Origin of the sequence: Rhizobium sp. YTU87027 (genome assembly GCF_050644135.1) — a bacterium.
Classification (GTDB): Bacteria; Pseudomonadota; Alphaproteobacteria; order Rhizobiales; family Rhizobiaceae; genus Rhizobium.
Genome location: NZ_CP098443.1, coordinates 488,685 through 510,695, shown reverse-complemented (window position 1 = coordinate 510,695; position 22,011 = coordinate 488,685). Strand labels below are relative to the sequence as shown.

The window sequence follows — 22,011 nt, the reverse complement described above, 5'->3', positions numbered from 1 at the left end:
GACGACTGACATGGCAAAAAAATCCTTCCGCCAAGCACTCAACGACGCGCTTCACGCCGAAATGGCCCGGGATCCGCGGGTGATCATGATGGGTGAGGATCTGACGGGTGGCGCTGGGGCGAACGGCGTGAAAGATGCCTGGGGCGGGCCGTTTGGCGTCACCCGCGGCCTGCTTGGCGCTTTTGGTCCCGAGCGGGTGCGCGATACGCCAATCAGCGAAGCGGCCTTCATCGGCGCGGCGGCCGGGGCGGCGTTGACCGGCCTGCGCCCGATCGCCGAGATCATGTTCGTCGACTTCGCCGGTGTCTGCCTCGATCAGATCATGAACCAGGCAGCCAAGTTCCGCTATATGTTCGGGGGACGTGCCAAGACGCCGCTGGTCATTCGCGCCACCTATGGCGCAGGCAGCCGTTCCGGATCACAGCATACCCAGGCGCTGCACTCGATCTTCACCCATATCCCGGGGCTGAAGGTGGTTATTCCGTCCAATCCCTACGACGCCAAGGGCTTGTTGTTGCAGGCTATCCGTGACGACGATCCGGTGATCTTCCTTGAACACAAGATGCTCTACGATACCGTAGGCGAGGTACCGGACGCTTCCTATACCATTCCCTTCGGTGAAGCCCGTGTCGTGCGCGACGGCAAGGATGTCGCCATCATCGCGATCGGCCGGATGGTCGGTGTCGCCGAGGAGGCTGCCCGCAGCCTCGCCTCGGAGGGGATCTCCGCCTGTGTCGTTGACCCACGCACCACCTCGCCGCTCGACGAGGACACGCTGCTTGAAGTGACCGAAAAGATCGGGCGTGTCGTCATCGTCGACGAGGCCAATCCGCGCTGCAGTGTCGCAACCGATATCTCCGCGCTGCTTGCCGATCAATGCTTTGACGCGCTGAAGGCGCCGATCAAGCTGGTGACGGCGCCGCATACGCCGGTTCCCTACGCGCCCAATCTTGAAGATGCCTACATTCCGACCCCCGCGGCGGTGATGAAGGCGGTCAAATCAATCGTAAAGAGGTAAAACCCATGTCGCTTATCGAAGCAGTCACGATCCCCAAGTGGGGAATGACGATGACCGAGGGCAAGATCACCCAATGGATGATCGGCGAAGGAGGTGCGGTCGCTCGCGGCCAGGAAATCCTCGAGATCGAAACGACGAAGGTTACCAATGTTCTGGAGGCAGCCTCCAGCGGTACCCTTCGCCGCATCGTTCTGAATGAAGGGACGACCGCGCCGGTCGGGGCCCTGGCCGGGGTGATTGCCGACGAGAGCGCCACGCAGGAGGAAATCGACGCCTTCATCCAGAGTTACGCCGATCGTCTGGGTTCAGGTGAGGACGGCGAGGCAGGCTCGCCCGCCGCGCGCAGCGTTGCCGTGGAAGGCGGTTCGGTCAATCTGCTCGAAGCCGGGGAGGCGGGCGAGGATGTTGTGCTGTTCCTCCACGGGTTTGGTGGCGATCTGACGACCTGGCTGTTCAATCAGCCGGCGCTTGCAGAAAAGATGCGCACCATCGCGGTGGACCTGCCGGGGCACGGCGCGTCCTCTCCCGTTGCAGGCGGCGACATCCTGGCGAAGATCGTTTCGTCCGTCGAGGAGGCGATCGGCCCCCTTGCTCCCGGCAAGATCCATCTCGTGGCACATTCCTTCGGCGGAGCTGTGGCCGCGGCCATGGCGGCCCGTCAGCCATCGCGCGTCGGATCGCTGACGCTGATTGCCCCTATCGGCCTCAGCAAGCAGATGAACCGCGACTTCCTGGTCGACTTCGTTGCCGCCGAGCGCCGACGCCCGCTTCTTGGCGTCCTGGAACGGCTGTTTGCCGATCCATCGAAGATCACCAACGACATGGTCGAAGGAACACTGCGCTTCAAACGCCTCGAAGGCGTCCCCGAAGCACTTGGCGCCATCGCAGAGACGATCGCCGACGAAAACGGTCAACTGCAGTCGATCGGCAAAACCCTGGCCGAACTCTCCTGCCCGATCACCCTCATCTGGGGCGAGCAGGACCAGATCGTCCCCGTGCCGCAAGACAATGAAATCCCCGCCAACGTCGAAATCCGCAAGATCCAGGGCGTCGGCCACATGCCGCAGATGGAGGCAGCAGCCGCCGTCAATGACGCAATCAACAGCAATATCAACCAAAGGCACTGAGCCGGTCGAAGGTTTCGCCGGCAGGTCAAAATGCAATGTCGATGAGGAATGTCATGAAGAATTATGCTGGAAAAGTCGTGATCGTCACCGGCGCTGGATCGGGAATGGGCAGGGCGATGGTCGCAGAGTTCGTCTCCCGCGGTGCATTTGTCGCGGCCATGGATATCAACAAGGAGCGCGCTGTCCAGACGGTTGCGAATATAGCCGAGCCCTCCATGGCTCACCCGCTTCAAGTGGATGTCAGCGACCAAAACAGTGTCAAGGCCGGCGTCGACGCGGTCATCGAACGATGGGGACGCGTCGATCTGCTTTGCAACAATGCAGGCATACTCGATGGTCACGCCTGTGCACATGAGGTCAGCCTGGAAGAGTGGAACAAGGTCCTGGCCGTGAACCTTACAGGGCCGTTCTTGATGGCGCGCGCCGTCATCCCACAGATGCTTTCCCAAGGAAAAGGCGCAATCATCAACACCTCGTCGACATCGGGCTTTAGTGCCGCTGGTGGTGGCTCGGCCTATACGGCGTCAAAACACGGGGTGATTGGCCTGACGCGCCAGCTGACCTTTGAATATGGGGCCCGGGGTATACGCGTCAACGCAATCTGTCCGGGAGCGACAGCGACCCCGCTGGCGTTGCCGGAACATAATTCGGCTTCGCCGGATATGGATCTCGCCATCAGCAAGGTCCCTGCGCGGCGCTGGTGCCAACCGGAAGAAATCGCCAAGCTCGCTTCCTTCCTCGGCAGCGACGACGCGGACTATGTGCATGGCAGCGCCTACGTGATGGATGGTGGGTGGCTGACTGCTGCCAGAGATCCCTTCTGAGTCAGATCGAGCCCAAGCGCGCGACGGGTGGCCGTAGACCTCTGGTTTGTATTGGCCGTCGCGCGGCGCACCACTTCGCGTTGACAAGATTGTTTGATAGCCATTAGCGCATAAAACAAAGGAATGACGATGACGCTTTCGCCTCGAGTGGTTGCTGCCCGTGCTTTGTTCAAGCAACACCTCGATCTGTGTGATTGGTCTGCACTGACCCCCGGGCGCAGCCGGATCCTTGACGTCTTTCTGAGATTGGCGACCATCGAGGGGTACTCGGCCGTCACAATGAGAGCCCTTGCAAAGCAGGCAAACGTCAAGGCAGCGACAATCTATTTCCATTTCCCGGGTGGGCGAAGCGAGATCGTCGCACAATCGCTGCGGTGGCATTACACCAGTTGGGGTTATGCGATACTGGAAGCGATCGATCGATCCACGAGTGCCGAAGAATTCTGGGACGCGTTGGTTGGATCAGTAGCAAAGCAGCAGGTTTCGATCCCTGCAAGCGACTTGTGGGATCTTCTCGTCAGAATGGATCGAGCGGGTGGGTTCCTGGAACCGGAATTTCGCCACGAGATCGATCACTGGCTCGACCTTTGCTGCGATCTCTTTCAGGCGGGTGCCGAGGCGTTGGGATTTGAGGTGAGCCGCCGAAAAATTCGCGCTGTCATGTCCATGCTCGATGCATCAACAACATGGAGCAATTGGTCGGGCGATCCCGCGAGCCTGGACGCCGTCTGCAGCGAGGCTATCGGTTTGTCGCGCGCGATCCTGTCGGCTCTGCCGGTCGGGGACAGCGTCGCTGGCGCCTCGCCAAGGCGAAACGCCACCAACAGATAATGATGGGGCGCAGGCGCTGCGCACGACCGCTCAATTTGAAAGTTCTACAACCGCCTCGATTTCCACGGCCATACCGGAGGGAAGTGCGTGTGTGCCTGATGCCATGCGCGCATGGCTGCCTCTTGAAGCGAAGACATCGCAAAGCAAATCAGAAGCGGCATTCAAAACCTTGGCTTGATCCTCGAAATCCTCAGTGCACCGCACAAGACCGGCAATCCTGACGAAACGCTTGACGAGGTCGAAATCACCGTCACAGGCGTTTCGAACATGGCCGACAATGTTGAGTGCACAGAGGCGAGCTGCGTCTTCAGCCTGTTTTACGGTGACATCGCGTCCAACCACGCCCCTGCACGTCAACCGTCCGGCCAATCGCGGGCCCTGGCCGGCAACAAATACCAGCGAGCCCGCCTTTACGTAGGGCAGATAATTTCCCTGAGCCGGATTGACCATTGGAAGCTCCAGGCCGAGTTCGAGGAGCCGGCGATCAACAGAGTTCATCTAATGCGCCCCTATTTCAGCTGTCGCCAGTCGCCGCTGTCACCTTTCCAACCGGTTACACGACCGGCCAGTCGATCAAGCGTATTGTGCAAGGTGGTGACAAGGCCGGCCCATTCCGCAGCCGCAATACCGTCCACCGCCGGCTCGGGTCCCATGAACATGCCATCCACGCCGCCGAACGCCACGCATTGTTCAATGCATCTGCGCTCCAGCTCGCCGTCGTGAAAGATCGACGGCTTTTCGAGCAGCGCCGAAAGTGCTGCAATCAAGCCCGTCGCGCCCCAGTTCGACACGTTCGAGACGATCAAATGGTCGGCCGCCGTGGATGCCGCAACGCCTCCGCGCCCAGGATGGCCGCTATCCTTGGCTTTCGGCGAGAAGGTCTTCAGCTCTTCGGCGATAACGCCCATTCCGAGTTCATTGCCTCCGTCACCTATGGCCAGGAAGGGAATGTTTTGCGCCTTGGCGCGCAGGAAGAACTGGTCAAGATCCGCAACCATGCCATCGAGTGGCCGACCACCAAGACCGTGGTACAGTCCACGATCGTTTCTTCCCGGGCGCTCAATGGCTATGACCAAGGACGGTTTGGTAATGTCGAGCAATTCGTCAGTAATCGCTCGGCAGCCAGTTTCGTCCTTTGGAACACCGCGGATATAGACGGGTCGAACGAAGTCTATCGGCTTGATGATACCATCATGCGGGAAAGCAAGTGGCGCAAGTCCCGCCCCCCGGCATGTTCCGACGGTCATTTCCAGCCAATCGTTGTCGGTCAGGATGATGGTCTCGACGCCAAGCCCCAGGAAGAAGGCGCGCGCGAGCAGAGCGGCCCCGACCGGGCCGTCCGTTTCGGGCACTCCAGCTCCCTCCGGGAAGCCAGTCGCAATGACGATCGGGCCACGGTGACTGCGTACGCGCTCACAAATGATTTCTGCTCCCCGCATGCAGGCAGGGCCAGGCTGACGGCTTTGGAGTGCCTGGTAGATCCTTGCAATGAGACCGACGCCGGTGAGATCGAGTGTCATGAATTGCTCGATCGTTTGAGCGATATTCTTACCCTTTGCGCTTTGCAAATCGAGCATTTTGTATCCTTATTCAACCTTGTTCATTGACGAAGGCGGCAAATTTGTCGGGGTCGACATTGCCGCCGCTGATCAAGACGCCCAGGCACTTGCCTGCCGCGTCAACTTTACCTGCGAGAACGGCGGCGAGAGCCGTGGCGCCGCCAGGCTCCACCACGAGCTTCAGTTCCTGGAATGCGAAGCGAATAGCCTCTTTGACTTCCTCGTCGGTCACGGACAGGCCCTCTTTCAGATGGGCGCGGCAGATTGGCAGCGTCAGTTGCCCGGGAGCGGGGACGAGAAGGGCATCGCAGATCGAAGTGCCTTGCGCGGAGGCCTTCATCGCTTGGCCGGCGGCAAGCGAAATCGCCATCCCGTCGAAGTTCAGCGGCTCGACGCTATAAACTGACGCTTGAGGCATCAGGGTATGCAAGCCGCATGCGGCGCCCGACACCAATCCGCCTCCCGAGCAGGGAAACAACGCCGCATCAAGAACTTGGCCCATGTCCCGGACCTGCTCGGCCATTTCGGCACCGAGCGTTGCCTGCCCGGTGATGACAAACGGATCATCGTAGGGAGGAACGATAGTGGCGCCGGTCGCGGCCGCAATCTGTGCGCCGATCTCCTCTCTCACTTCCTTCGTCTTGTCATAAAGACGAACCGCAGCGCCATTCTTTCTGACGCCGTCGATCTTCGTTTTTGGCGCCTCCTGCGGCATCAGAACTGTTGCTTTGATACCGAGCTTTCGCGCGACGTAGGATATTGCCAGACCATGATTGCCCGACGACCACGCAACAATGCCGCCCTCGCGCTGCTCTTCATTAAGCTGAAGCGCTCGATTCAATGCGCCGCGAAGCTTGAAGGAACCAGACCGCTGCAAGTTTTCGGGCTTGAGAAAAACACGCCCTTTGACCATGCGATCCAGCGTCTCGCTGGTGAGAATTGGCGTGCGGATCGCGTATGGTGCGATCCGTCTTTGAGCCGCATCAATTTGTGCTTCAGTCGGTTCGAAATGGGTTACGGCCGCGCGGATGGTCACATCAAGCTCCTGCTTCATTTGCAAGATTGAAGCTCGCCTGATGCGATATGTGAAATTATATTATTGCATCATTTGGCATAACGAAATCGAATACTTCGTTTTTGAGGGTGGCGCCGCCGGCATGGGTCGCCGACGTCCGCTGCGCGATCCTTGCGAGATCGCCGAGGATTTCGCCGCCCACTCCGCGGGGATAGAAAGCGTAGAAGCTCAAGGGCGGAAGAGCGATATCCGTCGACAGGACCTGCAATTGGCCGTCATGTGCCGCTGATCGCAACGACCCCTCGGCGACCAGGGCGATCCCGATCCCGTCTAACGCCATTTTCTCGATCGTCGAAATCGATGAATTGGTAAATATCCGCGGCGGACGATCGGTATTGCGCAACAGCAAATCACGCAAATGCTCGTAGGGATACGTGTTACGGGGATAGGTCAGGATAGGAAAGGTGGCCGCATTGCTATAGGTCAGATGCCGTCCGGCGACGAGGCCAGGCATTGCATGGAAGTGGAGAGGAAAATCGTTCAATTTCAGATACGTGAAACCTTCTACAACGGATGGTCCAAGTGCTAGCGCCATGTCGATTTCGCCTTCCTGCAAGCTCCTTAGCATCGACGGCGTAACATCGACGGTGATATCGAAATCGATGCTCGGAAATTGGCGGGAGGATTGCTCTAGAAAGCGCGAAAGCCAGGTTTGAACGATGGTCTCCGACACGCCAAGGCGCACTCTTCGCTGCGTTTTTCTATTGAGTTGAAGATCGGCCTGCATGGCGGAAATTTGCCGCAAAATGAGTTCCGCGTGACCAAAGACAGCTCGTCCAACTGCCGTCAACGTTATCGGCTTGGTCGTTCTGTTGATGAGGGGTTCGCCGATCAACTCCTCCATCGCGCCAATGCGCTGCGAGATACCGGGCTGCGTCGTATTCAGCTTTTCAGCGGCACGAGAAAAGCTATGCAGGTGTCCCACCCAGTAAAAGACTTCCAAGCTTCGCAGACTAAACATCGATCGTTCCCATTGTGCTTGTCTACGATGTTATCGTTGACATTCGCCCGGATTACGCTTCTTAATCGCTAAAGGAAGATCACCTCGTGGTCGGGCATACAGTAATGTAAACGTTAACATCCTGGGCGTCAAAGGTATTGTGTCCGAAGAGGGCCGCAGACAGCGCCGGACGCAGAAACGTCAACCGAGAGGAATGCGAAATGAGCCTTGCAGTCGGAGTCATTGGCGCTGGAGTAATGGGGTCGGAACACGCCCGCATTCTGGCGGAGGACACGGTCGGGGCTCATCTCGCAGCCGTGTGTGACGCAGACCAAACAAGGGCGCTTGCGGCCGCGCGCGGAAATTGGGTCGCAACCGACCCTTTGGAAATGATCAGATCCGATCGCATCGACGCCGTACTCGTGGCGTCGCCGGACGCGACCCATGCAGGCCTTGTTCTTGCCTGCATCGAAGCGGGAAAACATGTGCTTTGCGAAAAGCCCCTCGCGATGACCGCAGCAGAGGCACGCGGGGTCGTCGAAGCTGAAATCGCCAACGGCAAACGTCTTGTACAGGTCGGCTACATGCGCCGCTTCGACCCGGCCTATATGGAGCTCAAGCGCCTGAAGGAAACGGGCACGATTGGAGCAACCACCATCCTGCACAACGTTCACCGTAACCCCGTCGTGCCGGAGTGGTTCAACGGCCCGATGTCAGTGACGAACGCGTTCGTCCATGAAATTGATGTCAGCCGCTGGCTCCTCGGTTCGGAACTTGTATCTGCGCGTGTACATTCGATGCCAGGAGGAGACCCGCTCCTCATCACGATGGAAACAGATCGAAATGAGATTATTTCGACCGAGGTATTCATGAACTGCCAGTACGGATACCATGTTCACGCTCAGCTCGTTGGTCGCCAGGGTACGATAGAAACGATCACCCCTGAGACAACGGCCCAAAACCTGTCGGGATCCAATCGAAGGGGCTACCCGAATAACTGGATCCCGCGCTTTCGAAACGCTTACACGATCCAACTGAACCAGTGGGTCAAAGCCGTTCGCGACGGGGCACCATGCCAGGGAGCGAGCGCATGGGATGGGTATGTCACGACCTTGATTGCAGAACAGATCGTTGCTGCCCTGGAAGATGACGGTTACGCCCGCTTCACCTCCGAAAAGCGTCCATCCTTTTATGACCGGTAGTCGGCGGGCAATCATCCGAACTGGAATATCGAGGCCCTTGCATGATCAGATACGCTGTCGTTGGTGCCGGCTGGATTACTCAAGAAGCGTTCTTGCCAGCAGTGCCGCAGACTGGGAACTCACGCGTGACCGCAATTGTTTCCGGTAACTTAAAGGGCGCGCGTCGGCTAGCGGAATTCCATCAGATCGAACAGGTGATCGACTACCGGGGCTTCGATGATCTGTTGAGGAGCGATAGTGTCGACGCCGTCTATATAGCGGTTCCAAACCCGATGCATGCCGACTTTGCGGTTCGCGCCGCTCGGGCAGGAAAACATGTGATGGTTGAAAAGCCGATTGCAACCTCCATCGAGCAAGCAAGGACGATGATAAAAGCGGCCCGCGGTCACGGCGTAATGCTGATGACGAGCTACCGGCTTCACAATGATGCTGCGACCGTGAATGCGTTGACAAGTCTTCGGTCTGGGAAAATCGGGACGCCGCTCTTTTTCTCAGCCTTGTTCGGGTTTCAATCGCAGATCGGAAATCACCGTTTAAAGGGCGAGCATTGGGGAGGGCCGTTGCAGGACATCGGGATTTACTGCATCAACGCGGCGCGACATGTTTTTGAGGCGGAGCCAGTCGAGGTTTTCGCCATGTCCGCCCGACCGACCGACGATCCACGGTTTGAAGAGGTCGATGCGAGCGTAGCGGTCACCATGAGGTTTCCGGAGGGAAGGCTGGCTGAGTTCTTTTGCAGCTTTGGCGCCTACGACGTCGATGCCTACCGGATCGTGGGGACCCACGGTGAACTGAGGGTGGAAAATGGCTTCCGATTTGAATCCGGGACACGGGTTGTTCTTGATACGAGATCCAACGTCGAGCACGTCTCGTTTGAAAGGTATGATCAGTTCGCAGGGCAGATCCATTATTTTTCCGACTGCATCATCAACGGGACGCGTCCCGAACCCGATGGCGAGGAAGGCTTGGCAGACCTAACCGTGCTACTGGCCATCGAACGCTCGCTTCAAACTGGAAGGCCGCAGAAAGTTCGCTCCTCGCCGCGCAAGCGCCATCCGGTGAGCGAGATGATACGAAAGATCCCGACCACCAATAAGAGGCTTCTGCTCTCGTAAGTGGATTATATGGGCTGTCTCAAGAGGGGTCGTTGACGATCTGCCCTTCGCCTGATCAAATGTTGGACAACACGCAATGGACGAACTGAACAGCGTCTGACATTTTTAAAGAGCACTGTGACATGACCAAGCCCCCCACTGTACGCGACGTCGCTCGCCTTTCGGGCGTATCCACGGCGACCGTCTCGCGTTATTTTGGCGGCAAGGCTGACGCGATCGCGCCCGACACCCTGGAGAGCGTGCGAAATGCCGCCGAGGCTCTGGGCTATACGCCCTCCGAAATTGGCCGGTCACTTCGTCTCGCTCGAAGCCGCGTCGTGGTCATGCTGGTACCAGATGCGACCAACCACTTTACCGCCGATGTCGCTGCATCCGTTGAGATGGCCCTCAAGGATCAAGGTCTTTCGATGGTCCTGGCGAACGCTTCGGAAGACGCTGCACAGCAGGACCGCCTGTTGACCGATGCACAAGGTCTTCGGGCGAGAGCTATTGTCGTTCAAGGTGCGATAGACACACCTCAGATTCGCGAGATGGTGGCACGGCAACATAATCTTATCTTCGTAAACCGCCGGCCGGCCGATGGGGTTGACGCACCCTATGTCGGAATTGACAATTATGCGGCCGGTTTGGCCGTCGGTCGCTACTTCGCCGATCGACGTTACGACAATTGCGTCGTTATCTCCGGTCCGCGTCAATATTCTGGCAGCAGCGAGCGCACCGAAGGTTTTCTTGACGGCCTGGGTCGAGAGACGCCGGTGCTCCATTTCGAAAGTCCCTTTACAATGGAGGGAGGCTACGAGGTCGGTCGGGCTCTACTTGTCGACCGCAGTCGCCGGTTTGCGATTTTCTGCGGCAACGACATGATCGCCTACGGCGTTCATCGCGCCGCTGTCGAGACCGGGATGCGGCTACCCGACGACGTCCTACTCTTCGGCTTCGATGACAACCGCCTGAATGAATGGCTTGCTCCCTGGCTGTCGACCGTGAAGGTGCCGGCATTCGACTTTGGGCCCGCCATCGCGAAATTGATTTGCGAGCCGCCAAAGGCGCCGGATCAACGCACGGACATCATCTTGCCCTTTCAGCTGAAGCTGCGTCAGTCTGCCTAGGACCTGCGGCCTTAGAGCAGGGTTTTTGTCCTTGGCATGAGTGCCGGGACTGGCGGCGCTGGCGCCGACTTTCGCTATGATGCAAACCGTTTCGGCGACACAGCCACTAGCCGGTGCACAATTCCAATGTAATCGTTGACATTGGGAAAATCCTCGTGTTGTATACGTTAACATTACAGTTTTTTGACGGGCCATGCGCAGGTTTGGTCCGGTGTAGCAGGTGCGGGATTGGATTTCCGGCCAAATGGAGGCTTTTGCGGTGAAGAAGTTGAACGTTGCGCTGATTGGAACAGGCTTTATGGGCAAGGCCCATTCGATCGCGACGGCGGTTGTGCCGATCCTGTTCGGCTCGCCCGTCGAGATTGAACGCAAGGTGGTCGTCGATATCGACGAGGAGTTGGCACAGAACGCTGCCAAACAGTATGGATTTACGGAATACGCAACCGACTGGCGCGAGGTCGTTTCGCGTCCCGACATCGACATCGTCGACATCTGCACGCCCAACAGCACGCATGCGCAGATCGCCATCGCGGCGGCCAAGGCCGGCAAGCACATCATGTGTGAAAAGCCGATGTCGATGACGGTTGCCGAGGCTGAAGAAATGCTGGCGGCGGCCAACGAAACCGGCGTGGTGACGATGGTATCGTACAACTACCGCCATACGCCGGCCCTGCAGATGGCCAAGAAGCTGATCGAAGAGGGACGCATTGGCGACATCCTGACGTTCCGTGGCTACTATCTGCAGGATTGGGGCGCTGACCCGGAAAAGCCGCTCTCCTGGCGCTTCAACAAGGCTCTGGCGGGTTCGGGTACGCTTGGTGATATCGGAACGCACGTGATCGATGCCGCGCGCCTTCTGGTCGGTGAGTTCGAGCAGGTCAACGCAATCGTCAAGACCTTCATCCCGGAGCGGCCGCTGCCGGCGGGCCGCTTCTTTGGTCCGAGCGGGGCTGCGTCCACGGAGAAGGGCAAGGTCGACGTCGACGATACCGCGCTGACGATGATCAAGTTCTCGAACGGCGCTCACGGCACCATCGAGGTGACCCGCAACTCCTGGGGCCATCACAATCAGCTGGGCTTTGAGATCCACGGCACCCGCGGCTCCATCGCTTTCGACTACCAGCGTCTCAACGAGCTGCGCGTCGCGTTTGCCAACGATCCGGCCGACGCGTTCGGCTTCCGTACGATCTATTCCGGGCCGAACCAGCCCTTTGGCGACAAGCTGTGGCCAGTGGCCGGCATGGGGCAGGGCTACATCGATATCAAGTCGATCGAATGGTACAACTTCCTCAAGGCCATTGCCGAAAACAAGCCGGCTTCGCCGGACTTCAAGGACGGGGTGCAGATCGAACGCATTGCCGAAGCCATTCTCGTCTCGGGTGAGACCGGTGCCTGGGAAACCATCAAGCAGACGGCTGGCTGAGGAGACGTTCGATGACAATCAAGCTTGCAATGCACACCTGGCCGTATGCAAGCAACCCGACGTGGTTGCCGGCCTACACGCTCGAAGAAACCATCAAGCGCGTCAAGAAGATCGGTTATGACGCGATCGAGATCGGTGCGGCCAGTCCGCATGTCTTCCCGCCGACGCTGAGTGCGCAGCGCCGCCAGGACATCGGCAAGATGCTCAAGGATTATGGCCTGGAGCTGGCGGCAATGCTGCCAGCCCACGGCGGCGGGCCTGGCAACAACGTTGCCTCGCCGATCCCGGAAGAGCGTCGCTGGGCGATCGACCACTACAAGGACATGGTGAAGCTGACCGCCGACTGGGGCGGCAAGCGGCTGATCTGCCTGCCTGGCTGGTATATCTTCGGCACAACCTACCGCCAGGCATGGGATTGGGCCAAGCAGGCCATCGGCGAGATTGCGCGCTTTGCTCAGGACTTCGGCGTCGAGATCGTGATCGAGCCGACCCCGGAAGACAGCAATATCGTCAATACCTGCGACAACACCATCGACATGATGAAGGACGTCGGCGAGCCCAACGTTCGGCTGATGTTCGACAGCCATCACGTCATCACCGAAAAAGAGGTGATGAGCGACTACGTCTATGCCATGGGCAAGGACCTCGTCCATATCCATGCCTCCGACAATGATCGCTTGCCACCCGGCATGGGCAGGGGTGACTTCCCGGCGCTCATCGAGGCGCTGGCGCAGACCGGCTTCGATGGCTACCTGTCGATGGAATGCGGCTTCCACAAGCGTGGCATCGAGCCCGACTGGGTCGCCCGCGTCTCCCTGGAATACCTCAAGCCGCTCGTCGATGCAGCCAATGCAAAGGCCAACGCCGCTAAACTATAGCGACACAAACAACGCTATGTAATCGTTAACACCGCACGCATTTTCAAGAATGAGGCGAAATGACCAAACCTCCTACGATCCGTGACGTGGCAAGACTGTCGGGTGTCTCGACAGCGACCGTATCACGTTATTTTTCCGGGAAGGCCGACGCCATTTCGCCTCGTACGCTGGAAAGCGTGCGTCATGCCGCCAAGGTGCTCGGCTACACACCATCCGAGATCGGCCGATCGCTTCGGCTGGCCCAAAGCCGTGTTGTCGTCATGCTGGTACCCGATGCGACAAACCATTTTACGGCTGACATTGCGGTGTCTGTGGAGAGCGCCCTCAAAGGGGTCGGCCTTTCCATGGTGCTTGCCAACACAGGTGAAAACGCGGCCCAACAAGACCGACTGCTGGCTGATGCGCAAGGCCTTCGTGCAAGGGCGATTGTCCTCCAAGGTGCAATCGACACGCCGAAACTGAGGGAATTGGTCGCCCAGCAGGGCAACTTGATCTTTGTCAATCGACGTCCGGCCAAGGGGATGAATGCACCCTATGTCGGGATCGACAACTTTCAGGCAGGGCTGGCGGTCGGGCGCTATTTCGTCGAGCGCGGGTACAGGAATTGCGTCGCCATCCACGGACCACGCCACTACTCCGGGAGCACCGCGAGACTGGATGGATTTCTTTCCGGAATCGGCGACACGACATCCGTCATGCAATTCGAAAGCGCTTACACGATGCAGGCGGGATACGAGCACGCCTGTCGTTTACTCGACGGTGCGCGACAAAAGTATAGCGTGTTCTGCGCCAACGACATGATCGCATACGGTTTTTACCGTGCAGCCATCGAGCGTAACCTTCGCGTCCCCGATGATCTGGTCATTTTCGGTTTTGATGACAACCGCCTCAATGAATGGCTGGCGCCGTGGCTGACAACGGTGAAGGTTCCAGCACTCGACTTTGGACCCGCGATCGCCGAATTGCTCGAAACCCCAAGGGCGGACCAACAGCACGATCGCAGCATCATTTTGCCATTTGAGCTCAAGGTTCGGCAATCGGCTTGAACCAGAGGCGTCCTCAAGCGGACGAGGACGTTCCGGATCATTGGTGGGTGCTACCGGACACCCGACTAAAGCAAGGGGAATGAAAATGAAGCGAATGACTGTTTGGACTGCGGCAATCACACTTCTGGCTTCCACCGCCTTTGCCGGCGACATCGGTGTATCCATCTCGCATAGCGACTCCAACCTCGCGGTACTTGTTCAAGGTATGAAGGACGAAGCTGCCAAGGTGAAACAGCCACTCCAGATCGAATTCGCTGAGGGCGACGTCAACAAGCAACTGTCCCAGGTCCAGAATTTCATCGCCGCAAAGGTTGACGCAATCATCGTCAACACGGTGGAAACGTCGGCGACGCCGACGATGACGAAGATGGCCGCGGACGCAGGCATTCCGCTGGTATACGTCAACAACACGCCGAGCGATGTGCACGAACTCGGTCCCAAGGCAGCATTTGTCGGTTCGGACGAAAAGGTGGCGGGCACGCTGGAGGCGCAGGAGGTCTGCCGTGTCCTCAAGGAACGCGGAAAGACCGATGATGCCGGGATCTTGATCATCCAGGGCGTTCTGGCGAATGAAACGGCGGTCTTGCGCAGCCAGGCGGTCCACGAGGTGGCCGCGACGTCCGAGTGCAATTTCATGAAAATCATCGACGAACAATCCGCAAACTGGGATCCGGTCAAGGCTCAGGATCTGGTAACGAACTGGATTACAGCTGGTTACAAGCCCGCTGCGATCATCTCCAACAACGACGAGATGGCGATTGGCGCGATCAACTCCGTGAAGGCAGCAGGCATTGATGCCAAGGATGTCGTCATCGCCGGCGTCGATGCGACCAAGGAAGCCATGCACTACATGCAAAATGGCGACCTCCAGGTCACTGTCTTCCAGGATGCCATCGGCCAGGGAGCCGGCTCCGTCACGGTCGCCATGAAGCTTGCCAAGGGCGAGAAGGTCGAGTCGCCGCTGTGGATCCCCTACGAACTGGTCAACCCGGCCAACGTCGAAAAGTACCTCGCGAAGAACTAGTCGCAGACCAACCGACAGGGGCGCCGCAAGTGCTCCCCTGTCGGGCGTAGAAGATCGGTCATGGAAAGGCTTGCCAAATGGAAACAATCTCTCCCTCAACTATCAAGGCCGTACGAGAGAGTGGGGCAATTCCGAAAGTCGAATACCTCCTGGAGGTGGAAAATGTCCGTAAGGAGTTCGCCGGGAACGTAGCGCTCGACAACGTGTCGTTTCGATTGCGGCGCGGGACCGTACACGCCTTGATGGGCGAAAATGGCGCCGGCAAGTCCACACTGATGAAAATCATCGCGGGGATCTACACACCCGACGGGGGCGAATTTTATCTAAACACGCTTCCGATCAAACTTCGCAGCCCTCTGGATGCGCTCGACAATGGCATTGCAATGATCCATCAGGAACTCAACTTGATGAATCACATGACGATCGCGGAAAATATCTGGATTCGTCGCGAGCCGAAGAACCGGCTCGGCCTGGTCGACCACCAGGAACTGCGCACCCGGACCTATAAGCTCTTCAAGGAACTCGGTATCGATCTCGATCCCGACGAGATGGTCGGGCAGCTTACTGTCGCCAGCCGCCAGATGGTCGAGATTGCGAAGGCTGTCTCATACCAGTCGGACGTGCTCATCATGGACGAACCGACGTCCGCTCTGACCGAACGTGAGGTCGAACACCTTTTCCGGATCATCAGGACGCTGAGAGAGCAAGGGAAAGGGATCATCTACATCACGCACAAAATGAACGAGCTCTTTGAAATCGCGGACGAAGTGTCCATTTTCCGCGATGGCAAGCACATCGCTACCAAACCGTCGAAGGAACTGACCCGTGATGAGGTTATCCGAATGATGGTTGGGCGAGAAATCTCCCAGATGTTTCCGAAGGTCGAGTCAAAGATTGGCGACGTCGTGCTCAGCGTCCGGAATCTCGGCTTGAAGGGTGTGTTTGAAGACGTCTCGTTTGATCTGCGTTCCGGGGAAATATTGGGGATCGCGGGCCTCGTAGGGGCGGGTCGTTCCAACATTGCCGAGACGATCTTCGGCGTCACCCCGGCCACCTCGGGAACGATTGCGATCGACGGAAAGGAGATCAAGGTCAGTTCGCCAAGTATCGCCATGGAAAACGGAATGGCGTTCCTGACGGAGGACCGTAAGGAGTCAGGCTGTTTCCTGCTCCTCGACATCCAGCAAAACATGCAGTTGGCAGCCCTTCACGGCGGTTACGTGAAGAACGGCTTCGTGCAGCAGAAGCGCCTTTCCGAAGAATGCGAGGAGATGACAAAGTCCTTGCGCGTCAAGACCCCCAGTATGAACGAAAAGATCCTCAATCTTTCTGGCGGCAACCAGCAGAAGGTGCTGATCGGGCGTTGGCTGCTGACGAAACCGCGCGTGCTCATTCTCGATGAGCCGACGCGCGGAATTGACGTCGGCGCCAAGGCGGAAATCCATCGCATGATTTCCACGCTTGCGGCCGAAGGTGTTGCCGTCATCATGATCTCTTCCGAGCTTCCCGAGATCCTCGGAATGAGCGATCGGATCGTAACGGTGCGCCAGGGGCGACTGGCCGGTATCCTCGACCGGGCGGAGGCCGATCAGGTCAAGATCATGGAGCTCGCGGCACAATGACGTCGTCCTCTGGAGCCGCGGTTGTGGCGGAAAAGCGAGTTTTGAAGCGCAGGTTCAAGAGCGAGATGTCGATGGCCGTTGTGCTTGTCGGCATCGCTCTGATCTTCGAAGTCCTTGGATGGGTTTTTGTTGGCACGTCGTTCCTCGGCAACGAGCAGCGCCTGTCGATCATCATCCTTCAGGTGTCGGTGACGGGCATCCTGGCCGTCGGTGTGACGCATGTCATCATCACCGGCGGTATCGATCTGGCATCCGGCTCGGTGGTCGGCCTGTCGGCGATGGTCGCCGCCTCCCTGGCTCAAAGTTCGACGGATGTGCGGGCGCTCTATCCGGCGCTGACCGACCTTTTCCCGCTCTGGCCGATCATGGCAGGGCTTCTCGTCGGCCTGGTCACCGGCTGGATCAGCGGTGTCTTGATTGCCAAGACCGGCATTCCGCCGTTCATCGCAACGCTCGGCATGATGGTCTGTGCCCGAGGTGCTGCCAAGTGGTATACGCTTGGCCAGCCGATCGGGCTGCTGACGCCGCAATTCACCTGGCTTGGCAAGAGCTACCTCATCCTTGGCTTTCCGGTGCCCTTGCCGGTGCTGATCTTTCTTGCCGTCGCGATCCTGTCCCATATCGCCTTGGGCTACACCCGTTATGGCAAGTATACCTATGCGATCGGATCAAACCCCCAGGCCGCCCGCGTCTCCGGCATCGACATCGGCTCGCATCTCATCAAGGTCTATGTCGTCGCAGGTGTCCTTTCCGGCCTCGCCGGTGTCGTCACCGCAGCACGCGCCGCCTCCGCGCAGCCCACCATGGGCACCGCCTATGAGCTCGACGCCATCGCCGCCGCGGTCATCGGTGGAACCTCCCTGGCCGGCGGCTCCGGCCGCATAACCGGCACCCTGATCGGCACCATCATCCTCGGCGTCATCACATCCGGATTCACCTTCCTGAAGATCGGCTCCTATTACCAGGAGATCATAAAGGGAGCCATCATCGTCCTCGCCGTCGTCATCGATCAATACAGACGATCAAGACAGGCGCGGGGTTGAGATTTTCCAAGCAAGAATGCTGAGGGATGAATTACACTCAGCAGTCCGTCCCATGAACGTGAACTGGCAGGCGACAGAATGGCAAGCATCGACCTCAACAGTGATCTCGGAGAAAGCTTTGGCCCTTGGGCCATGGGCGACGACGCCTCGATTTTAGAGATCGTCACCAGCGCCAATATCGCCTGCGGCTTTCATGCGGGTGATCCGGCTGGTATCCTCAGTGTCTTGCGCAAGGCAGCCGAGCGCAACGTCGCGGTTGGGGCACACGTCGGATACAGAGACCTCGTCGGGTTCGGCCGCCGCAACATGGACCCTTCAAGCGCCGAGCTCATTGGCGATACGATCTACCAGATTGGCGCCTTGCAGGGTCTCGCGAAGGCCGCTGGTACTGCGGTTCGCCATGTCAAGCCGCATGGCGCCTTGTACAATACGATCGCCCATGACAGCCGCCAGGCATCCGATGTCATTTCGGCGATACTTGCGATCGATCCTTCACTGATCCTGGTGGCGCTTGCGGGCACGCCGCTGGTCGAGCAGGCCCGCGCGGCCGGACTGACTGTGGTTTGCGAGGCATTTGCCGATCGCGCCTACAATCGAGACGGAAGTCTCGTCAGCCGCAGGCTGCCCGGTGCAGTCATTCACGACAGCGATGCGGTGTGCGAGCGCATGCTGCGTTTGGTTCACGAGGGACGCATTACCGCCGTCGATGGAACCGACATCGCTATCGAGGCACAGTCGATCTGCATACATGGAGACAGCCCGGATGCCGTCGCGCTGGCGCGCTCGGTCCGGGCCGCACTGTCTGCAAGCCACGTTGAGCTGCGGTCCTTCACCCATGGGATAAGCCGAGATGAGTGAGACCTTGCGCTTTCTGCCGTCGGGCGACGACGCCTTTCTCGTTGAGCTGGAGAGCCTCGAAAAGACGCTGACCTTGCTTGACGCGCTTTTGGCCGATCGGCCGGACGGGGTTCGAGAACTCATACCGGCTGCCCGCACGTTGATGGTCCAGTTCGATCCGCTGACGACGAACCCTCAGCGTTTGGCGGCGGCGATTGCGCGTATTGATCTGTCTACCGACACGGTGCGCAAGGGCCAAACCTTCGATATCCCGATGACCTACGACGGCGAGGATCTGAAAGATGTCGCCGAAATACTCGGATGGACCATCGACGAGGTGATCAGGCGACATTCGCAAGCAACCTTCACCGTCGCCTTCACCGGGTTTGCGCCGGGCTTTGCCTATATGACATGCGACGATGTCGGCTTTGACGTCCCTCGCCGCACGACACCGAGAGTGAGGATCCCAGCGGGTTCCGTTGCCCTCGCAGGCAAGTTCGGCGGCATCTACCCTTCAGATAGCCCAGGCGGGTGGCAACTATTGGGTCGCACGCCTTTGGCAGTCTGGGACACGACGCGTCCCCGCGCGGCTCTGCTGGCGCCAGGTGACCGGGTGCGCTTCGTCGACATGGCAAAGTCGCCGGTGGCGATCGCGAGCGGAAGGCCACCAGCGGCGAAATCTTCGAAACGGGCAGCAGCACACGGTCTCCAAGTCGTGCGAACCGATCGTCCGGCCCTTTTTCAGGACCTCGGTAGAGGCGGCGCTGCGGACCAGGGCGTCTCAGCGTCTGGAGCCATGGATCGCAGGAGCTTGCAGGATGCCAATCTTGCAGTTGGAAATGCTTGGAACGAAGGAGCGATAGAAGTCGCATTCGGGTGTTTCACTCTTAGGACCGATCATCGTGTAACCGTCGCCGTTACCGGCGCAACCTGCCCGCTTACGATCCGGTCGCCCAACGGAAAGCAAATACAGGCGCCATTCGGCACGGCTTTCGCCCTCGATGAAGGCGACGAACTGGAACTCGGTTTTCCAAAAGAAGGAACGCGCAGCTATTTGGCGATCCGTGGCGGGTTTGCGGTCGAACCGGTGCTTGGCTCCGTGTCCACCGACACGCTTGCCAAGGTCGGTCCTCCTCCAATCGTTGAGGGGGACATACTCGTTTCGGCCAACCGGCAAGCAGCGGCTGTCCCGGCCACGGGGGCCGCAGCGGGGCGTCTGCCGGCTGGTGCGGATGTCGTGACCCTCGATGTGGTGCTCGGCCCACGTACCGATTGGTTCACGCGCCAAGGTCTCGACACGCTGCTGTCGCAAGAGTGGCTGGTAACGCCAGAATCCAGCCGCGTCGGCGTTCGTCTTTCCGGGCCGGACGCGATCGAGAGGCGGGACGGGGCCGAACTACAGTCGGAGGGTACATCGCTCGGCGCAATCCAGGTGCCGCATAGCGGCCAGCCCGTCCTCTTCCTAGCCGACCATCCGCTGACTGGAGGCTACCCGGTTATCGCAGTGGTTGCTCGCCATCATCTCGATCTTGCTGGCCAAGTTCCGATCGGCGCGCGCATCAGATTCAAGCTATTCGATCCGGTTGTCAGGAACATCGACCAATGAAAAAGATTCTTATCGCAAATCGCGGCGAGATTGCCATCCGTGTTGCTCGAGCAGCGCGCGACTATGGCGTCAAGTCGGTGGCAATCTATTCCGATGCCGACGCCAATTCACTTCATGTCGAGGCCGCCGATGAAGCCTTCGGGCTCGGCGCGGGTCGACCAGGCGAAACCTATCTCAATATCCAGAAGATCCTGGACATCGCCTTGAGAGCCAAGGCAGATGCCATTCATCCCGGATACGGCTTTTTGTCCGAGCGCGCGGAGTTCGCTCAAGCTGTTATCGATGCCGGTCTTATCTGGATTGGGCCGAAGCCCGACGTCATCACGGCCCTTGGAGACAAGGTTGAGGCGCGCCGCATCGCAGCGAAAGTTGGCGCGCCTCTTGTCAGGGGGTCAGACGGCCCGCTGGCATCGGCCGCGGATGCTGTAGCATTCGCAAAGCAGGTCGGAATGCCAATCGCCATCAAGGCCGCATTTGGCGGGGGCGGGCGCGGCATGAAGGTCGCGAGGCACTTAGAAGAGGTCGGCGAATTCTTCGATTCGGCTGTTCGCGAGGCAACGGAAGCATTCGGACGAGGCGAGTGCTATGCAGAACAGTTTCTGGACAAGCCGCGTCATATCGAGGCGCAGATCATCGCCGATGCCCATGGCAACACCGTGGTGCTGGGCACACGTGACTGCTCCTTGCAACGACGCAATCAAAAGCTTGTCGAGGAGGCGCCGGCACCGTTCATCACCGATGACCAACGAAGGCGAATACACGACGCCGCCCGCGCAATATGCGTTGAAGCCGGCTATACTGGCGCGGGGACCGTCGAGTTCCTGTTGTCCCAGGACGGTGTCATCTCGTTCCTTGAGGTCAATACCCGGCTGCAGGTCGAGCACCCAGTCACGGAAGAAACGACTGGTGTCGACATTGTTGTTGAACAACTTCGCATCGCCGATGGCCTGCCACTGTCGATCAGGGACACGCCGGAGCCACGTGGCCACGCATTCGAATTCCGCATCAATGCCGAGGATCCTGGCCGCGGCTTTCTGCCGACACCCGGGCTGATTACACGTTTCAGGGCACCTACTGGTCCTGGCATTCGCCTCGATACTGGCGTCGAAACGGGCTCGGAAATCCCAGGTCTCTACGACTCGATGATGGCAAAACTAATCGTCACCGGCAACAGCCGGGAAGAGGCGCTAAGGCGCGCCAGGCGTGCGCTTTTGGAGTTTCGCATCGAGGGCGTCGCCTCAGTTCTGCCCTTTCATCGCGCGGTCCTGGAAGAACGCGACTTTACCGCCGAGGACGGATTCAAGGTCTTCACCAATTGGATCGAGACACAGTTCCGTGGGATTGAGCCTTCTCAGCGCGTCGACTTTGTCGAAACGGGTGTCATTCGCAGCTTCGTCGAGATCGACGGGAAGCGACACTCCCTGGTAATACCGGCTGCGCTGTTTTCCGGCCTCGCGATCTCACCCGAGACGCCGACGGCTCCGATGTCGGCGGCAGGAGAGGGGGCAATCGTCGCGCCGGTGCCCGGAACCCTTCAGAAGTGGCTGGTCGATGATGGCGCGCAAGTGGGCGAGGGTGATGCTGTCGCAATCATCGAAGCAATGAAAATGGAAACGCGCATTGCTGCCCCGAAGGCGGGCCGCATTAGCATCAAGGCTTCCAAGGGGACAGTTGTTGGCCTCGGGGCCGAGCTTGCCTCAATCGACTAGCCTTGCCGGGAAAGCGGGTCTCA

At 59.0% G+C, this 22,011-nt stretch carries 20 protein-coding genes; 16 read left to right on the top strand and 4 right to left on the bottom strand.

The window, feature by feature from the left end; genetic code table 11:
• Window positions 1–10 precede the first annotated feature (10 nt).
• The 4 genes from NBG89_RS32905 (at window position 11) to NBG89_RS32890 (ending at window position 3,800) form a co-directional block, all read left to right on the top strand.
• On the top strand, window positions 11–1,018 hold the full coding sequence (locus tag NBG89_RS32905) for an alpha-ketoacid dehydrogenase subunit beta (protein ID WP_431324794.1): 1,008 nt from the start codon (window positions 11–13) through the stop codon (window positions 1,016–1,018).
• A gap of 5 nt (window positions 1,019–1,023) precedes the next feature.
• Window positions 1,024–2,145 (top strand): acetoin dehydrogenase dihydrolipoyllysine-residue acetyltransferase subunit, encoded by a 1,122-nt coding sequence (locus tag NBG89_RS32900; protein ID WP_431324793.1) that lies wholly within the window; start codon window positions 1,024–1,026, stop codon window positions 2,143–2,145.
• A gap of 53 nt (window positions 2,146–2,198) precedes the next feature.
• On the top strand, window positions 2,199–2,969 hold the full coding sequence (locus tag NBG89_RS32895; protein WP_431324792.1) for an SDR family NAD(P)-dependent oxidoreductase: 771 nt from the start codon (window positions 2,199–2,201) through the stop codon (window positions 2,967–2,969).
• Between the two features lie 129 nt (window positions 2,970–3,098).
• Window positions 3,099–3,800 (top strand): TetR/AcrR family transcriptional regulator, encoded by a 702-nt coding sequence (locus tag NBG89_RS32890; RefSeq protein WP_431324791.1) that lies wholly within the window; start codon window positions 3,099–3,101, stop codon window positions 3,798–3,800.
• 30 nt (window positions 3,801–3,830) lie between these two features.
• Here NBG89_RS32890 and NBG89_RS32885 read toward each other — a convergent pair whose 3' ends face one another.
• The 4 genes from NBG89_RS32885 to NBG89_RS32870 are packed head-to-tail and all read right to left on the bottom strand — an operon-like array spanning window position 3,831 to window position 7,395.
• Window positions 3,831–4,298 carry a RidA family protein gene (locus NBG89_RS32885; protein WP_431324790.1) on the bottom strand — a complete coding sequence of 156 codons (468 nt, stop codon included), beginning with the start codon at window positions 4,296–4,298 and terminating at the stop codon, window positions 3,831–3,833.
• Between the two features lie 11 nt (window positions 4,299–4,309).
• Window positions 4,310–5,377: a DUF4392 domain-containing protein gene (locus NBG89_RS32880; protein WP_431324789.1), complete on the bottom strand. Its 1,068-nt coding sequence runs from the start codon at window positions 5,375–5,377 to the stop codon at window positions 4,310–4,312.
• 13 nt (window positions 5,378–5,390) lie between these two features.
• Window positions 5,391–6,395 (bottom strand): threonine ammonia-lyase, encoded by a 1,005-nt coding sequence (locus NBG89_RS32875; protein ID WP_431324788.1) that lies wholly within the window; start codon window positions 6,393–6,395, stop codon window positions 5,391–5,393.
• 55 nt (window positions 6,396–6,450) lie between these two features.
• Entirely contained in the window at window positions 6,451–7,395 is a 945-nt protein-coding gene (locus tag NBG89_RS32870) for a LysR family transcriptional regulator (RefSeq protein WP_431324787.1), read from the bottom strand.
• 200 nt (window positions 7,396–7,595) lie between these two features.
• On the opposite strand from NBG89_RS32870, the gene NBG89_RS32865 reads away from it, so the two are divergent.
• From NBG89_RS32865 to NBG89_RS32810, 12 genes are all read left to right on the top strand, one after another.
• Window positions 7,596–8,576 (top strand): Gfo/Idh/MocA family oxidoreductase, encoded by a 981-nt coding sequence (locus NBG89_RS32865; protein ID WP_431324786.1) that lies wholly within the window; start codon window positions 7,596–7,598, stop codon window positions 8,574–8,576.
• A 41-nt stretch (window positions 8,577–8,617) separates the two neighbouring features.
• Window positions 8,618–9,691, top strand: coding sequence for a Gfo/Idh/MocA family protein (locus tag NBG89_RS32860; protein ID WP_431324785.1), 1,074 nt, complete (start codon window positions 8,618–8,620; stop codon window positions 9,689–9,691).
• A 122-nt stretch (window positions 9,692–9,813) separates the two neighbouring features.
• Complete coding sequence (locus NBG89_RS32855) at window positions 9,814–10,800, top strand: LacI family DNA-binding transcriptional regulator (protein WP_431324784.1); 987 nt, start codon at window positions 9,814–9,816, stop codon at window positions 10,798–10,800.
• A 259-nt stretch (window positions 10,801–11,059) separates the two neighbouring features.
• Window positions 11,060–12,223 carry a Gfo/Idh/MocA family protein gene (locus NBG89_RS32850; RefSeq protein ID WP_431324783.1) on the top strand — a complete coding sequence of 388 codons (1,164 nt, stop codon included), beginning with the start codon at window positions 11,060–11,062 and terminating at the stop codon, window positions 12,221–12,223.
• 11 nt (window positions 12,224–12,234) lie between these two features.
• The gene (locus tag NBG89_RS32845) at window positions 12,235–13,101 is read left to right on the top strand and encodes a sugar phosphate isomerase/epimerase family protein (RefSeq protein ID WP_431324782.1); all 867 of its coding nucleotides are present in this window, start codon (window positions 12,235–12,237) and stop codon (window positions 13,099–13,101) included.
• A 59-nt stretch (window positions 13,102–13,160) separates the two neighbouring features.
• Window positions 13,161–14,147 carry a LacI family DNA-binding transcriptional regulator gene (locus NBG89_RS32840; RefSeq protein ID WP_431324781.1) on the top strand — a complete coding sequence of 329 codons (987 nt, stop codon included), beginning with the start codon at window positions 13,161–13,163 and terminating at the stop codon, window positions 14,145–14,147.
• An 85-nt stretch (window positions 14,148–14,232) separates the two neighbouring features.
• Window positions 14,233–15,171 (top strand): substrate-binding domain-containing protein, encoded by a 939-nt coding sequence (locus NBG89_RS32835; RefSeq protein ID WP_431324780.1) that lies wholly within the window; start codon window positions 14,233–14,235, stop codon window positions 15,169–15,171.
• Between the two features lie 77 nt (window positions 15,172–15,248).
• Window positions 15,249–16,793 (top strand): sugar ABC transporter ATP-binding protein, encoded by a 1,545-nt coding sequence (locus NBG89_RS32830; RefSeq protein WP_431324779.1) that lies wholly within the window; start codon window positions 15,249–15,251, stop codon window positions 16,791–16,793.
• Window positions 16,790–17,836 carry an ABC transporter permease gene (locus tag NBG89_RS32825; RefSeq protein ID WP_431324778.1) on the top strand — a complete coding sequence of 349 codons (1,047 nt, stop codon included), beginning with the start codon at window positions 16,790–16,792 and terminating at the stop codon, window positions 17,834–17,836. The genes NBG89_RS32830 and NBG89_RS32825 overlap by 4 nt, the downstream gene beginning before the upstream one ends.
• A 78-nt stretch (window positions 17,837–17,914) precedes the next feature.
• Window positions 17,915–18,694, top strand: a complete 780-nt coding sequence (locus NBG89_RS32820) for a LamB/YcsF family protein (protein WP_431324777.1) — start codon at window positions 17,915–17,917, stop codon at window positions 18,692–18,694.
• Window positions 18,687–20,279 (top strand): 5-oxoprolinase/urea amidolyase family protein, encoded by a 1,593-nt coding sequence (locus NBG89_RS32815; RefSeq protein ID WP_431324776.1) that lies wholly within the window; start codon window positions 18,687–18,689, stop codon window positions 20,277–20,279. The genes NBG89_RS32820 and NBG89_RS32815 overlap by 8 nt, the downstream gene beginning before the upstream one ends.
• On the top strand, window positions 20,276–21,988 hold the full coding sequence (locus NBG89_RS32810; RefSeq protein WP_431324775.1) for an acetyl/propionyl/methylcrotonyl-CoA carboxylase subunit alpha: 1,713 nt from the start codon (window positions 20,276–20,278) through the stop codon (window positions 21,986–21,988). The genes NBG89_RS32815 and NBG89_RS32810 overlap by 4 nt, the downstream gene beginning before the upstream one ends.
• Window positions 21,989–22,011: the final 23 nt, after the last annotated feature.

Excerpts from the sequence above, each read along its gene's own strand:
- NBG89_RS32905 (WP_431324794.1), top strand. The coding sequence starts at position 11 with ATGGCAAAAAAATCCTTCCGCCAAGCACTCAACGACGCGCTTCACGCC.
- NBG89_RS32815 (WP_431324776.1), top strand. The coding sequence starts at position 18,687 with ATGAGTGAGACCTTGCGCTTTCTGCCGTCGGGCGACGACGCCTTTCTC.
- NBG89_RS32880 (WP_431324789.1), bottom strand. The coding sequence starts at position 5,377 with ATGCTCGATTTGCAAAGCGCAAAGGGTAAGAATATCGCTCAAACGATC.
- NBG89_RS32885 (WP_431324790.1), bottom strand. The coding sequence starts at position 4,298 with ATGAACTCTGTTGATCGCCGGCTCCTCGAACTCGGCCTGGAGCTTCCA.
- NBG89_RS32810 (WP_431324775.1), top strand. The coding sequence starts at position 20,276 with ATGAAAAAGATTCTTATCGCAAATCGCGGCGAGATTGCCATCCGTGTT.
- NBG89_RS32830 (WP_431324779.1), top strand. The coding sequence starts at position 15,249 with ATGGAAACAATCTCTCCCTCAACTATCAAGGCCGTACGAGAGAGTGGG.
- NBG89_RS32865 (WP_431324786.1), top strand. The coding sequence starts at position 7,596 with ATGAGCCTTGCAGTCGGAGTCATTGGCGCTGGAGTAATGGGGTCGGAA.
- NBG89_RS32895 (WP_431324792.1), top strand. The coding sequence starts at position 2,199 with ATGAAGAATTATGCTGGAAAAGTCGTGATCGTCACCGGCGCTGGATCG.
- NBG89_RS32825 (WP_431324778.1), top strand. The coding sequence starts at position 16,790 with ATGACGTCGTCCTCTGGAGCCGCGGTTGTGGCGGAAAAGCGAGTTTTG.
- NBG89_RS32900 (WP_431324793.1), top strand. The coding sequence starts at position 1,024 with ATGTCGCTTATCGAAGCAGTCACGATCCCCAAGTGGGGAATGACGATG.
- NBG89_RS32835 (WP_431324780.1), top strand. The coding sequence starts at position 14,233 with ATGAAGCGAATGACTGTTTGGACTGCGGCAATCACACTTCTGGCTTCC.
- NBG89_RS32860 (WP_431324785.1), top strand. The coding sequence starts at position 8,618 with ATGATCAGATACGCTGTCGTTGGTGCCGGCTGGATTACTCAAGAAGCG.
- NBG89_RS32890 (WP_431324791.1), top strand. The coding sequence starts at position 3,099 with ATGACGCTTTCGCCTCGAGTGGTTGCTGCCCGTGCTTTGTTCAAGCAA.
- NBG89_RS32820 (WP_431324777.1), top strand. The coding sequence starts at position 17,915 with ATGGCAAGCATCGACCTCAACAGTGATCTCGGAGAAAGCTTTGGCCCT.
- NBG89_RS32840 (WP_431324781.1), top strand. The coding sequence starts at position 13,161 with ATGACCAAACCTCCTACGATCCGTGACGTGGCAAGACTGTCGGGTGTC.
- NBG89_RS32870 (WP_431324787.1), bottom strand. The coding sequence starts at position 7,395 with ATGTTTAGTCTGCGAAGCTTGGAAGTCTTTTACTGGGTGGGACACCTG.
- NBG89_RS32855 (WP_431324784.1), top strand. The coding sequence starts at position 9,814 with ATGACCAAGCCCCCCACTGTACGCGACGTCGCTCGCCTTTCGGGCGTA.
- NBG89_RS32845 (WP_431324782.1), top strand. The coding sequence starts at position 12,235 with ATGACAATCAAGCTTGCAATGCACACCTGGCCGTATGCAAGCAACCCG.